Genomic DNA, 12,436 nt, shown 5'->3' with positions numbered 1-12,436 from the left:
CCTCAATTTCTTGCAATCCTCGCTACGGACGCTTAAGTCCGACAGGCTGCTAGACAAAAGCAAGCGCCCTTGAAGGGGCGCTTTGGCTGATTCTGGCTGGAACTCAGGTCTCCGGGAAGTCGTTCGTTTCATCTACCCGGGTGATGAAATGAAGTATCCGGTTAATGGCGGGTTTCACTGGCTGGCATGATGTTAGGGTGATCGAGCCATTCTTCAGGGCTCTCATCGATGGAGTCCACTGCTTCGGCTTCATTCAGCTCCCCGCGGGTCGCCAACACTGCCAGGTCCTTGGCAAAGCTCTGTAAAAGATCGATCACTTCCTCCCTGTCAGGATCGAGGCTTTCATCAAAAGTGATATTGAAAAGAGGATTATCATTTTCATACTCCTCTCCTTTTCGCATGAGCGTCATTTGAAGGCCGGGGTTCTCATAATCCGTGACTTCGGCCAACTTGAATGTAACTGACTGGGCTTCCCTGAGAACAGACAGCAACTTCAGGGCTTCTGCAGCGCTGATATCGCCTGCATCCACACAGGCTTCAACATACTCTCTGGCCGATAACCCCGAGTCCAGGTAGTTGTCCACCAGATCCTGCAGTTCTTTGTACTTGTTATGGTTCATGGACCCTCCTTAACTGCGCTTTCAGTAATGCCTGTAAACGAGTGCACATTTCCAGTGTACCTGATTGCGAATCAAATGAAAGGTTAAATAAGTATTTGTACGTCCGTACTCTTCGGGTGCTACGTAAAGGCATGGAGCTGCTCTTCTAACAGGTGACTTAAGGTGTTACTTTTAAGCGGAGTGGTCTTTCAAGAAAGGTTTTCTGAAAGGTTTTATTCATAATGTAGGGCTCTTTAGCCATACTTTTATTTTCTGTCATTCCCTCTGCTGTATTTATGAATCTTTCCAGACTGAACCTGAACCTGCTGCCTGGTCTGAAAGCCCTGCTGGACACCCAGAGTGTTTCCAAAGCAGCGCAGATAATGTGTGTTACCCAGTCTGCCATGAGTCGAACTCTGGCCCAGTTAAGGGAAGCATTGAATGACCCGGTTCTGGTGAGAAAAGGCAATCGAATTTTCTTGTCCGAGAAGGCGATGTCCCTGCATGAAGATGTGAACAGAGTTGTCACGGAAGCCAGCAGTATTTTTGAAAACCAACAGTTTTATATCTCAACCACCCAGCGACATTTCCGGATTGCTTCAGGACACACGGTGCTGGAACGGATTCTGCCTGAAGTACTGCAAAAAATATGGGCGTTGGCACCCGGGCTGACCTTTGAGTTGCAGGCCATCAATCCAGCTGTTGATGTTGCAACCGGAAAGCTGGATCTGTCTATTGGTTATATGGGCGCCCGGGAAGAAGGTTTATCCTGCTTTTCACTGATGAAAGATCGGATGTGCCTGATTCTCTGTGAAAACCATCCTTTGGCCCATGAGTCTTTTTCAGAAGAGGCTCTCAGGTCTTTTTCCTTTGTGGTGCAGAGGGACAATATCAATCTACATCAGCAAAGTGAGATCAACCGTTTCCTCAGTTCGGTTCAGGTGAAAACCTGGTCGCCCAGTCTTTCGGTCAGTCTGGCGTTGATCAAGGGAACAGACTGCGTGTTTATGGCTCCGGCTTCATTGCCTATGTTCATGGAAGAGCTGTCTGGCTTCGTGATTAGGGAGTGCCCAAAAAATATTCCGAAAGTCAGCTTTGATATTGTCTGGCCTGAGTATTGGGAGATGAACAGAGCGCATCGTTGGATGAGGGAGTTCATCAGTAATGCATTGTTGGAACATATCCAGAGCAAAGACCTCGATATGTTTGTCACTGAGTCAGAAGAAAGTCAGGAAGAGAAGAGTACTCCGCTTTCCTGACCCTGTCCTCAAATGATACTTTCCCGAGGGATTGCTTCTGTTGCTGCAGGCTGACACACATCGAGAACATCATATAATTTCTCGATCTGACGGGTAAGCGTTTCTATGGGGCGCTCACTGGAGACATTAATAGCAGCAGAAACCATTTTCCCACACTCGGAGCTGTTCATGGACAGGCTCTCAAGGTCAAATCCCCGGTGTCTGACTACCCGCAGAAGCCGCTCCAGTACCTCTGGCTTTTTATAGCACTGGATAGTCAGGGAGTAATGGGTTTTGGAATCGCTCATGCTCTTGCCTCCATCATTTCGTGGTTGGCGGCACCGGGTGGCACCAGGGGCCAGACGTTCTCCCGCTCATCAATACAGACATGAAGTATTCTTGCCTCCGGAGCCTGAAGCATTTCTTCCAGAGCGGGGATTACTTCATGTCTTTTGGTAATTATTCTGCCTTCAATGCCAAATGCTTTGGCCAGAGTGACAAAATCAGGATTGTCCGAGAGGTCAGTTTCACTGTAGCGCTGGTCAAAGAAGAGTTCCTGCCATTGCTTCACCATGCCGAGTCGCTGGTTGTCGAGTAAGACCATTTTGACGGGCAGCTGTTTTCTTTTGATCGAGGCCAGCTCCTGCACATTCATCATGAAAGAGCCGTCTCCGGAGACGAGTATCACATCGTCTTCCGGTCTTGAAATAGCAGCGCCTATCGCTGCCGGGAGACCAAAGCCCATGGTACCAAGCCCGGCACTGGAAAGGTGGTTATTCGGATGACAGAAGCTCATGTGTTGAGCTACCCACATTTGGTGCTGACCCACATCACAACTGATCACAGAGTTCTCGCGGGTGGCCTCAGATAACTGTTTCAGAAGCAGAGGCGCAAAGATGTCTTCCCCGGGTTTGTCATAACACCACTGGCTGGCAGCGCGGCTGTTCTTACAGTGTTGTAACCAGTCACCCTGATCTAAAGTAATGGTCAGACTGCTTAGATTCTTCTTCAGGCAACCACAAAGACTGACATCAACAGGGCGACGCTTACCATGCTCTGCAGGGTCAATATCGAGATGGATGACTTTCGCACCAGGGGCAAAACTCTCAAGCTTGCCTGTGACCCGGTCATCAAAGCGGGCTCCGATGGCTATCAGCAAGTCGCATTCCTGCACTGCCAGATTGGCAGCCCGGGTTCCATGCATACCCAGCATACCAAGGTAGCCGGGATCGTCAGGACGAATCGCTCCGATTCCTTTCAAGGTGCAAACACTGGGGAGACCGGTTTCTGTCAGGAATGTCCTGAGCTCGTCTATCGCATCCGCCATTCCTGCACCGCCACCTACGTAAGCAAGAGGTTTGCTGCTTTTCCGGAGCAAAGAGATCGCAGCATTAATCCTGTCAAAACTGTCGGCAGCTCTCTCTTTTATCACGCTGAGTGGTGGCACGTAGTGAGCCTCTGCCAGCTGAATATCTTTTGGCAGGTCAACCAGAACAGGGCCCGGGCGGCCAGATCGGGCCAGGTCGAAAGCTTTGTTCAGGGTTTCGCAGATATCATTCGGGTCTGTCACCAGAAAGCTGTGCTTGGTACAACCCAGTGTCATACCCAGAATATCGATTTCCTGGAAGGCATCTGTTCCCATCATGGCAGTAGGCACCTGACCTGTGATGGCCACCAGAGGAATGGAATCCAGCATGGCGTCGGATAAAGCAGTGATCAGGTTCGTTGCGCCGGGGCCGGAGGTGGCAATACAGACTCCGGTTTTACCACTGGCCCTGGCGTAGCCTATGGCGGCGAAAGCGGCTCCCTGTTCATGTCTGCAGAGAAGGTGCTCAACATTGGAATCCAGAAAGGCGTCATAGACTGGCATGATGGTGCCACCGGGATAACCGAAAACATGTTGAATCCCTCGCTGAGAAAGATTTTTTACCAGTGCATTAGCGCCGTTCATGGGGTTGACCTCGTTCGTGCCCGCGATGAGCTTCAGCCTTGATGCGAACAGGCTTGCTAACGCTCATTTCAAACCACTGCTGTGCAGAGAACAAAACGGCAACAGGGAGGATAATCAGCAGCAGTTCCGGAAGGCTGATGATTGCCACAATGGTCAGGCTCAGAATAGCAATAATTATTGGGTTGTTCAGGTTTAGCATGGTTCTATCCTCTTTGTCCGGAGCCGTCATCTTGTCTGTGCTCCCGGGGTTTTCAGGCCCCAAATATGAAAAAACCCCCCGGACCTTTCGGTGCGGGGGGTTCCTTGAAACTCTGATCTGTCAGCCAACAGACCCCCGCGCGGAGATGTTAATCACCACGACGGGTAGGAGAATTATGTTGCTGATGAGGTTGAGTTTCATAACCAATAAATACTATTCAGATTGTTTAAAGTATTTTCAGGTATAACACACACAGTCAATATGTGCCAGAAAAATTAAAATTCAGAAAGGCTGGTTAATGAAGAATCGAAGCCGGTTGTCTTCTTTACTGCTGGCGATTTCAGTTCTTACGGTGACACCTTCCACCTTAAAGCGGATGCCACCACCCACGCTGTACTTCATATCGGTATGGAGTTCTCCCAGGTCGAAGTCGTCAGCAACGCGGCCAGCATCTACAAACAGAGTCCATTGCCACCATGGAATATCGTAAAGAGGTCCGACCACAGGCAGATCCTCAAGTGGCTGCCAGAATGGAATAGCGCGGAACTCCAGACTGTAAGAAACCGCCGACCGGCCATGGAAACGGTCAGTAGTGTAACCTCTCAGCTTATCCCACCCCCCCAGAGAAACCCCGGCAAAAGAAGGAGGGCGCTTGAACTCTTGCTCGCCATTGACATGGGTAGTGTCGTTCCAGGTGGGCGTATCAGCAAGCCAGGCGTTCACTGCGATGACCTGCTGATCAAGATATTCATTGCTGCCGAGGTTGAAGAACTTGCTGAACTCAAATTCCCAGGTCGTCCAGTCTGTACGGCTTTCGCTACCCCAGTCTCTGGTGTAGGTGAAGGTTGTCCGACTGCCTCGGGACGGCAGCTGACTGGCGTTACGATTGTCGTAATCCAGAATCAACTTGATGCCAGCTGCCTTGTCTGCGGAATCTGTTGAGTAGTCATCCAGTTCCTGACTTTTGTAGAAAGGCTGAACCTCGAAAGAGCTGATGCCGGATGTCAGAGGGTTCCAGACTTGACCCGCAGCGGCATTGCCCAAAGCATCCTGTTTCAGGCTGGACATCGCACCGTCTCGACCTTCTGCAATGGGCAAAATGTATTTGAAACGGGCCGTGTAGCTTTGTTCAATACTGCCTGTGGTAATGAAGTTGTCCTTACTCGAGTCATTACTGCCGGGTTGCTCTCCGGAAAAGTGAGGGTTGCCGGGCAAGTAATAACTGGATCGTGTGTAGTCTCCATAAAGAGCATTCACACTCACCAGCATCTGATCAAGATCAGGAATGGTGAGATTATAAAGACCGGCATAGACCATCGCGGAACCATTGCTGGAGGCGATGGCGGTTCCGAACAGAGAGGCTTGTGGTTGTCCAACGCCCTTGATAACTCCGGCACCACCCAGAGCGGTGCCCCAGTCTTCAGAACTGAACAGGAAGGGTACGCCGGCAAAATCGTAGTCCTCACCTGCAGGCTCCGCAGCAAACGCGCCTTGAAGTCCTGCAGCCAGGAGTAGGGAGGCTCCAACAAATTTTAGTTTTTGTTCGCGATATGGATTTATGCGCATTGTCTGTTCAGTAGATTCTTAAAGTAATGCGCTATTTTCTAATTGGTTCGATTGTTCTGGAATAAGAGGTTATTCCTATTGACCTGCCGAACTTTTTATCATGCAGTCGGTGGGTTCTCAGTCAGTGAAAATTAATCTGAGTCGAAAGTGACTTATGTGATGTTCTGGTTAACCTGTTGTATGATTTTATTGTCTCCACATTGAAGTGATTCAATTTGCCAGAGTTCTCAGCGAGACTGACCACTATAACTGGCCCAGACTTTAAAATGGTAGACATCGTCGGCATCAATGGTTAATAACCGATCAGGGTCATAGATGTCCACCAAAGTTGGGTCTTCACCGGCGTCCTTTAACCATTTAAATTGGGCAAGCTTGTCAGGATGTTGATTACTTTTCACCTCGAACAGCTGGACAGACGGATCTACGTCGCAGAAACCCGCACCCTGGAGGTAATAAATATTCATGGTCTGTCCGCTCCCCGGGAGCGTTTGCAGAGTCCATGGCGAGACATGGTCGATGCATAATCTTGGAAATCCTGTAGTCACTGTGAAGCTATCGGCACCGGCTCCCTGCAAGAATTCTATCTGTGCCAGACCAACGGAGAATACGTTCAGAGAGCACATCGATAATAAAATCGTCAAAAACGCCAGCCTGAAAGTTGGATTTGCATTCTGCCTCGACATGATCAAATCTCCTACTGCATTAATGCAGCATTTATTCTAGCCCGAATATTTCATAAACACTGCTACAGTCCGAATGGTTGATGTTTTTTTGAACAAACGTAGCAGGTATTGCCGTATTTGGTTTAAACAGGCTGTACTGTTGAGCACCGTGGGGCAGGCTGGCTGGCTGTTTCCCGGATCAGGGTGCTTCTTTCTCTTAACTCCACTGACCTCATTGTTTTGAACTTCCATTATAAAATCGACTCAAACAGATCGAATCAATTTCGAATGCCCTTTCCAGGCGGGGGTAAGTACTGACTTTGGAGCTTAAAAAAAATGGACCTGATAAACAGCAATGCCAGCATTGAAAATTCACTCTGGCCAACACCTGAGCAAATTCAGCCGGAGCAAGCACCATCGGGTTTCAGCGCAGGCAGGGAAGTGACTGTCTATGAGAAAAGTCAAAGTTTATTCCTGGATTTGCCCGAATTAACACAGCGCATGATTATTCGCTATCTGGGCTTTCGTGAGATTACCCGTTTAAAAAAGGTCTGCAAACATCTTCGCGATCTTGTTGAAAACGATAAAGCTCAGGAAAGAGCTTGGTATCGCCAGATTCCTTCGCCGTACCCATTTCAACTAGAGTCCATCCTCAGGGCAAAAGACGAGCAACAACTCCGTCATTGGTTGAAGCCGTTTGCGGATAGGGGCGCTGTCGAGTCACTCATAGAACAACAAAAGAGTCTTTATTTTCCTGCTCAGTTACTGTTCATCAACAGTAAACTGATGTCTCAATGTGAGAAGTTCAAGTTAGTGGATAAAGCCGAAATCCGCCATGTAAACCAAGTCAAGACAGCCTCCTTCAGCCCCGATGGCCGCCATCTGGTGACCGCCAGTCACGATGACCGCCATCTGTTGAACGGCAGCCATAAAATCTATGTTCAGAAAGACGATGGATCATGGGAACCAAAAGTCGCCATTTCCCATGATCGTAGTGTCCTCTTTGCCAACGTCAGCCGTGATGGCCGTCATCTGGTGATCGGCAATGTCGATAGAACGGCAAGAATCTATGGTCTGGAAGACGATGGAACATCGAAAATAACAGCCACCATTACCCACACTTGCAAGATCAATACAGCCACCTTCAGCGCCGATGGCCGTCATCTGGTCACCGCCAGTAACGATAAAACAGCGAAAATCTATGGTCTGGAGGAGGATGGATCATGGGAAATAAAAAACACCATTACCCATACTATCCCGGTCCTTTCAGCCACCTTCAGTGCTGATAGCCGTCATGCGGTGACCACCGGAAGTGATGAAGTGAAAATCCTTAGCCAGGGGGACGATGGATCATGGGAAGTAGAGGACACTATTCATCAAAGATGGATCATTTCGGCCAAGCTCAGCCCCAATGGCCGTCATCTGGTGATCATCGGTGATGATACAATTCAAAAAATTTATGTTCAGGGGGCTGCTGGATCATGGGTAGAAAAAAACACCCGTGTATACGGTACCCCCGCCTCTGCCAAATTCAGTGCCGACAGCTGCCACCTGGCGACCGTCGGCTGGGATGGCCAAGTGATAATCTTTAGCCTGCAAGACGATGGATCATGGCAGGAAATAGCCACAAGTGAGCATGACCTGGTTGTTGTCTCAGCCACATTCAGCGCCGATAGCCGCCATCTGGTGACCGCCAGTTATGATAGTACGGCGAAAATCTTTAACCTGCAGGACGATGGATCATGGCAAGAAATAGCCACAATTGTTCATGACGATGGTGTCCGCTCAGCCACATTCAGCACCGATGGCCTCCATGTTGTGACCGCCAGTAATGACGGCACGGCGAAAATCAGTGGCCTGCAAGCGGGTGGATCATGGCGGGTAAAAGCCATCATTCAACATAATGATGCAGTTACCTCAGCCGACTTCAGCGCCGATAGCCGACATGTGGTGACCGTCGATGAAGATTACAAGTTGAGAATCACTGAATTATGGAAGAACGATTAATGATCGAATATTTTCCCGGATCAGGGCTCCTCTTTTTCTTACTGGAATGGTCAGTATAAGATTGATGTCGTTTGTCCCGGATTGCCTTAATGAGCCGGGGAATGAGCTCAGTACAGATGGCCATTTCATGAAGCAGTAGAGCACCAAAATCGAAGGACAACTCCCTTCAGTTAAAATCAGCTCTGACAGTTTTACCATTAACGGGGTGAAAACGAAGAGCTTCTTGTGTATGTTTCGCCATAGCAGGTTCCGGTTTGCTTCTTCCGAAGCTTTCTTTTGGTCGACCCAATCATATCAGGTGATTGGGAGGAACCTGCTCTTATTTATGAAATATTCGGGCTGGGAGGCTGTCGTTTGTTCGGGTACAAATCCTTGATAATAGAAACGAGCAACCATCAGATAGATAGCATCCCGTTTCTTGAGAGTTTGCAGGTTTAGCATCGAAACTGCTCCGGACTTTAATATTGTCACTATCAATATCGTCAATCGATAATAATCCGTATTAATCAATACAGTGCCCGAATCGAATCAGGATAGGCTCACATGAACCTGAAAAAGCAGTTTCCCATTCTGGAGCAGAACGTCCACGGTCATCCTTTGGTGTATTTAGATAATGCTGCCACTACCCAGAAGCCTTTCCCGGTCATTGAAGCCATCAATCGCTTTTATCGGGAAGCCAATGCCAATGTACATCGTGCGTCACACTACCTGAGTGCTCGCTCAACCCACGCATTTGAGGAAGCAAGGGAGGAGGTCAAGCATTTCCTGAATGCCGCCAGTTCAGATGAAATTATCTGGACTCGGGGAGCGACAGAAGCTCTGAATCTGGTCGCTCAAAGTTGGGGAAGAAGTCAGTTGCAGCCGGGTGATGAAATTCTGCTTTCGGCCATGGAGCATCATGCCAATATTGTGCCCTGGCAACTGGTAGCCGAACAAACGGGAGCCGTGATCAAAGTTATTAATATCACAGAGCAGGGGGAGCTTGACCTCAACAGTTTTCGTGCACAGTTGACGGATAGGACCAGGATTCTTGGCATTACCCATGTCTCCAATGCGATTGGAACAGTGAATCCGGTTGAAACGCTTATACCTGAAGCTAAAGCCGTGGGCGCACTGGTGTTAGTGGATGGCGCTCAGTCGGTGGCGCACTGCAGTGTTGATGTACAGAAACTGAACTGCGACTTCTATGTTTTTTCCGGCCATAAAGTGTTTGGCCCGACGGGTATCGGTGTTTTATACGGTCGAAAAGCTTTGCTGGAAGCCATGCCGCCCTGGCAGGCCGGGGGAGAAATGATTCGGCAGGTCAGTTTCAGTGGCACCTCGTTTAACAAATTACCGTTCAAGTTCGAAGCCGGTACTCCCAATGTTTCGGGCGTGATCGGACTTAGGGAAGCTATCCGGTTTTTGAGGTCGCTGGATATGGAAGAGGTTGCCCAGCATGAAGACAGGTTGAGAAAAACAGCTGAAGAAGGTCTGAGAAATATTCCGGGAGTCACCCTGGTGGGGGAAACCAGACATAAAGTCTCTGTTGTCTCGTTTGTGGTCGAAGAGTTTCACAATCAGGATATTGGTCTTTTGCTGGATCAACAGGGTATAGCCGTAAGGACCGGCCATCATTGCACCATGCCGTTGATGGAGCATCTGGGATTGGCAGGAACCATCAGAGCTTCTTTTTCCGTCTATAACACGCTCGAAGATGTGGAGGCGTTTCTGAAAGCGCTCATCCGTATTGTGAAAGGCGAGTTTAATTCTGTTCATGAGAGTAAAGAGGTTAAGGGTGATTCAGCCTTCTTCAATCAGCTTGAAGGTGAACATGCTGCTGAGTTCACAAAAGACCAGATTTTCCAGACCATCACTGCTTCCCGGAGCTGGCAGGACAAATACCTGCATATTATGTTGCTTGGTAAGAAACTGCCCTCTTTGCCAGAAGCCATGAAAACGGAAGAGTCACGACTCCATGGTTGTGAAAGTACTGTCTGGCTGCACCACTTTTATGATGAGCAGACCATGAACATTTACTTTGCTGTGGACTCCGATGCCAGAGTGATAAGAGGACTGATCGCTATTGTGCTCTCCGTTTTTAACGGTTGCACACCAAAAGACATTAGTCGTTTTGATATGGATGGTTGGTTTGCCAGACTGGATCTTTATAACCATCTGAGTCCCTCACGGGGTAATGGGCTCAGGGCGATTATAAACGAGATCAGGTCTCTTGCTCACCGGTTTGAGTAACGTTATCTCTCTTTGCCCACCAGGTAGCAAGAACAGAGCCTGTGATGTTATGCCAGATGCTAAAGAAGGTGGCTGGCAGGGCTGCGGCAGGCGTAAAGAATTTAGTAGCCAATACTACCGCCAGGCCGGAGTTCTGCATACCGACTTCAATGGCGACAGTCTTGCAGGTTTTCCGGTCAAAGCCTGATAGATGCGCTACCAGATAACCCAGACTCAGACCTGTGCCATTGTGCAGTGCCACTGCCAGAATGGTGATGAGTCCAATTTCTGGAAGCTCTTGAGCGTTAGACGCCACTACGACGGCAATGACCAGAAGAATAGTTGCCATGGAACAGAGTGGAAACAGGGGGTTCAGTTTTTGCACGAAACCATGGCAGAAATGGTTGACCAGAATCCCCAGCGCCACCGGAAAAATAACCACCTTGGCCAGACTCCACATCATTGCCAGTGGTTCCACTTCAATATATTGGTGGGCAAGAAGACTGATTAACAAGGGGGTAGCGAAAGCGCCTGTCAGGGTTGATAAAGCTGTCATGGAAATGGACAGGGCAACATCGCCTTTTGCCAGATAACACAGTACGTTTGAAGCGGTTCCTCCGGCAACACTGCCCGCCAGAATCATGCCTATCGTCAGATCCACAGGAAGACTCAGAAGTTGTGCAATCAATAACCCGGCAAAAGGCATGATCCCAAATTGCAGCATCACCCCTGTATAGAGCGCGGGTAAACGATCTTTGATCCGGGCAAAGTCGTTCACTGATAAGGTCAGTCCCATAAACAACATGATCAGGCTGAGTCCGTGACTAATCAGGTAGCCCAGATGATCAAAACTCTCGGGGAAGGAATAAGCCAGAGCTGAAAAGATAACAGCCCATAGAGGAAACAGTCGTGTCATTGTATTTAAAAGCATGAAGGTTTTTTGCACTCCAATTATTAATCGCTAGTTACTAAAGATTTTCCCGGGTCGCTAGATAAATCTTAAGTCAACGTGAACTTGGGTGACAGACCACTGAGAGATATAAGAGTGGCAAAGCGAGCATTGACACAGGCAATCTGTTTTTGCTGTGCAAGCTGCTTAATTCAGCAATGAATAAATAGCAATGAATAAAAGCAGGGTTGTCGTCGATTAGGAGTAAATCAATAACGATAAAGCAGGAGCTTAACTCCTATGGCCATCAGCTTTGAGTCTGCGTTGGGTGTTCATCCCCAGGCGCTGGCGTTTCGTGGAATCCGTGCTGAAGTGATTGCCGGAAACCTGGCAAACATTGATACACCGGGTTTTAAAGCCCGGGATGTAGAGTTTAAAAGCATCTTAAAGGGTCAACTTTCCGGAGATGCTTCTACCGACGACAGGCATCTGGACATGCCACCCTCAGCACAAGACAGTTCAATGATGTATCGCATTCCATTCCAGCAAAGTACTGATGGCAATTCGGTTGAATTGGGCGTTGAGCAGGCTTCCTTCTCCCAGAATGCTATGGATTTTCAAACCAGCCTTATTTTTCTGCGTAAAAAGCTGGGCTCCCTTGAGCAGGCTATTAAGGGAGGACTATAAATGAAATTGAACAACCTCTATGAAATATCTGGTTCGGCGTTGAATGCCCAGATGGTTCGCCTTAATACCATTGCCAGTAATCTGGCTAATATCTCCAGTGCGGGTAGCACGCCTGAAGAAGCATACCGTCCCGTCAGACCTCTTTTTTCTGCTTTCTACAAGCAGACTGTTGGAGAGAATGCAGGCGCTGCCCGGGTGCAGGTTGATGATGTATTGGAAATGCCACCCAGTGAAAAAAATAAACGATACGAACCTGATAACCCCCTGGCGAATCAGGAGGGTTATGTTTTCTATCCCGACATTAATGTGATGCAGGAAATGGCTGACATGCTGTCGGCCACTCGCAGCTACCAGAGCAGTATGGAAGTGATGGTGAGCGCCAAGAAATTACAGCAACGATTGCTGTCGCTTGGTGAGTAAAAAGGAG

12 protein-coding genes are annotated in these 12,436 nt (G+C 48.7%); 5 read left to right on the top strand and 7 right to left on the bottom strand.

Going from position 1 to position 12,436, the window contains the following annotated elements; translation table 11 throughout:
• Positions 1-161 precede the first annotated feature (161 nt).
• The gene (locus KDK19_RS24095; protein ID WP_257274982.1) at positions 162-620 is read right to left on the bottom strand and encodes a hypothetical protein; all 459 of its coding nucleotides are present in this window, start codon (positions 618-620) and stop codon (positions 162-164) included.
• 275 nt (positions 621-895) lie between these two features.
• On the opposite strand from KDK19_RS24095, the gene KDK19_RS24090 reads away from it, so the two are divergent.
• Positions 896-1,858 carry a LysR family transcriptional regulator gene (locus KDK19_RS24090; protein WP_257274983.1) on the top strand — a complete coding sequence of 321 codons (963 nt, stop codon included), beginning with the start codon at positions 896-898 and terminating at the stop codon, positions 1,856-1,858.
• A gap of 8 nt (positions 1,859-1,866) precedes the next feature.
• Here KDK19_RS24090 and ilvM read toward each other — a convergent pair whose 3' ends face one another.
• From ilvM to KDK19_RS24065, 5 genes are all read right to left on the bottom strand, one after another.
• Positions 1,867-2,145, bottom strand: coding sequence for an acetolactate synthase 2 small subunit (ilvM, locus tag KDK19_RS24085; RefSeq protein ID WP_257280598.1), 279 nt, complete (start codon positions 2,143-2,145; stop codon positions 1,867-1,869).
• Positions 2,142-3,788 carry an acetolactate synthase 2 catalytic subunit gene (ilvG, locus tag KDK19_RS24080; protein WP_257274985.1) on the bottom strand — a complete coding sequence of 549 codons (1,647 nt, stop codon included), beginning with the start codon at positions 3,786-3,788 and terminating at the stop codon, positions 2,142-2,144. The genes ilvM and ilvG overlap by 4 nt, the downstream gene beginning before the upstream one ends.
• The gene (locus tag KDK19_RS24075; protein ID WP_257274986.1) at positions 3,775-3,987 is read right to left on the bottom strand and encodes a hypothetical protein; all 213 of its coding nucleotides are present in this window, start codon (positions 3,985-3,987) and stop codon (positions 3,775-3,777) included. Before KDK19_RS24075 ends, ilvG begins: the two co-directional genes overlap by 14 nt.
• A gap of 282 nt (positions 3,988-4,269) precedes the next feature.
• Positions 4,270-5,553 (bottom strand): hypothetical protein, encoded by a 1,284-nt coding sequence (locus KDK19_RS24070; protein ID WP_257280599.1) that lies wholly within the window; start codon positions 5,551-5,553, stop codon positions 4,270-4,272.
• Between the two features lie 227 nt (positions 5,554-5,780).
• Entirely contained in the window at positions 5,781-6,236 is a 456-nt protein-coding gene (locus KDK19_RS24065) for a hypothetical protein (protein WP_257280600.1), read from the bottom strand.
• A 315-nt stretch (positions 6,237-6,551) separates the two neighbouring features.
• Between KDK19_RS24065 and KDK19_RS24060 the strand changes: the two genes are divergently transcribed.
• Together KDK19_RS24060 and KDK19_RS24055 are read left to right on the top strand one after the other, a co-directional pair.
• On the top strand, positions 6,552-8,222 hold the full coding sequence (locus KDK19_RS24060; RefSeq protein ID WP_257280601.1) for an F-box protein: 1,671 nt from the start codon (positions 6,552-6,554) through the stop codon (positions 8,220-8,222).
• Between the two features lie 543 nt (positions 8,223-8,765).
• Positions 8,766-10,454 (top strand): SufS family cysteine desulfurase, encoded by a 1,689-nt coding sequence (locus KDK19_RS24055; RefSeq protein WP_257293114.1) that lies wholly within the window; start codon positions 8,766-8,768, stop codon positions 10,452-10,454.
• Here the strand turns inward: KDK19_RS24055 and KDK19_RS24050 are convergent.
• Entirely contained in the window at positions 10,426-11,364 is a 939-nt protein-coding gene (locus KDK19_RS24050; protein WP_257280603.1) for a bile acid:sodium symporter family protein, read from the bottom strand. The genes KDK19_RS24055 and KDK19_RS24050 overlap by 29 nt on opposite strands.
• A 258-nt stretch (positions 11,365-11,622) precedes the next feature.
• Between KDK19_RS24050 and flgB the strand changes: the two genes are divergently transcribed.
• Together flgB and flgC are read left to right on the top strand one after the other, a co-directional pair.
• Positions 11,623-12,009: a flagellar basal body rod protein FlgB gene (gene flgB, locus KDK19_RS24045; protein WP_257274470.1), complete on the top strand. Its 387-nt coding sequence runs from the start codon at positions 11,623-11,625 to the stop codon at positions 12,007-12,009.
• Positions 12,010-12,429, top strand: a complete 420-nt coding sequence (gene flgC / locus KDK19_RS24040) for a flagellar basal body rod protein FlgC (protein WP_257274469.1) — start codon at positions 12,010-12,012, stop codon at positions 12,427-12,429. It begins immediately after the preceding gene.
• The last annotated feature ends 7 nt before the right edge of the window (positions 12,430-12,436 follow it).

Origin of the sequence: Endozoicomonas sp. ONNA1, from assembly GCF_024606325.1 — a bacterium.
Classification (GTDB): Bacteria; Pseudomonadota; Gammaproteobacteria; order Pseudomonadales; family Endozoicomonadaceae; genus Endozoicomonas_A.
Note: the sequence above shows the minus strand (reverse complement) of the source record. Positions and strands in the feature narration are given on the sequence as shown.

Bases quoted from the DNA above. Each gene is read 5' to 3' on its own strand.
- KDK19_RS24095 (WP_257274982.1), bottom strand. From the start codon at position 620: ATGAACCATAACAAGTACAAAGAACTGCAGGATCTGGTGGACAACTAC.
- KDK19_RS24090 (WP_257274983.1), top strand. From the start codon at position 896: ATGAATCTTTCCAGACTGAACCTGAACCTGCTGCCTGGTCTGAAAGCC.
- ilvM (WP_257280598.1), bottom strand. From the start codon at position 2,145: ATGAGCGATTCCAAAACCCATTACTCCCTGACTATCCAGTGCTATAAA.
- ilvG (WP_257274985.1), bottom strand. From the start codon at position 3,788: ATGAACGGCGCTAATGCACTGGTAAAAAATCTTTCTCAGCGAGGGATT.
- KDK19_RS24075 (WP_257274986.1), bottom strand. From the start codon at position 3,987: ATGCTAAACCTGAACAACCCAATAATTATTGCTATTCTGAGCCTGACC.
- KDK19_RS24070 (WP_257280599.1), bottom strand. From the start codon at position 5,553: ATGCGCATAAATCCATATCGCGAACAAAAACTAAAATTTGTTGGAGCC.
- KDK19_RS24065 (WP_257280600.1), bottom strand. From the start codon at position 6,236: ATGTCGAGGCAGAATGCAAATCCAACTTTCAGGCTGGCGTTTTTGACG.
- KDK19_RS24060 (WP_257280601.1), top strand. From the start codon at position 6,552: ATGGACCTGATAAACAGCAATGCCAGCATTGAAAATTCACTCTGGCCA.
- KDK19_RS24055 (WP_257293114.1), top strand. From the start codon at position 8,766: ATGAACCTGAAAAAGCAGTTTCCCATTCTGGAGCAGAACGTCCACGGT.
- KDK19_RS24050 (WP_257280603.1), bottom strand. From the start codon at position 11,364: ATGCTTTTAAATACAATGACACGACTGTTTCCTCTATGGGCTGTTATC.
- flgB (WP_257274470.1), top strand. From the start codon at position 11,623: ATGGCCATCAGCTTTGAGTCTGCGTTGGGTGTTCATCCCCAGGCGCTG.
- flgC (WP_257274469.1), top strand. From the start codon at position 12,010: ATGAAATTGAACAACCTCTATGAAATATCTGGTTCGGCGTTGAATGCC.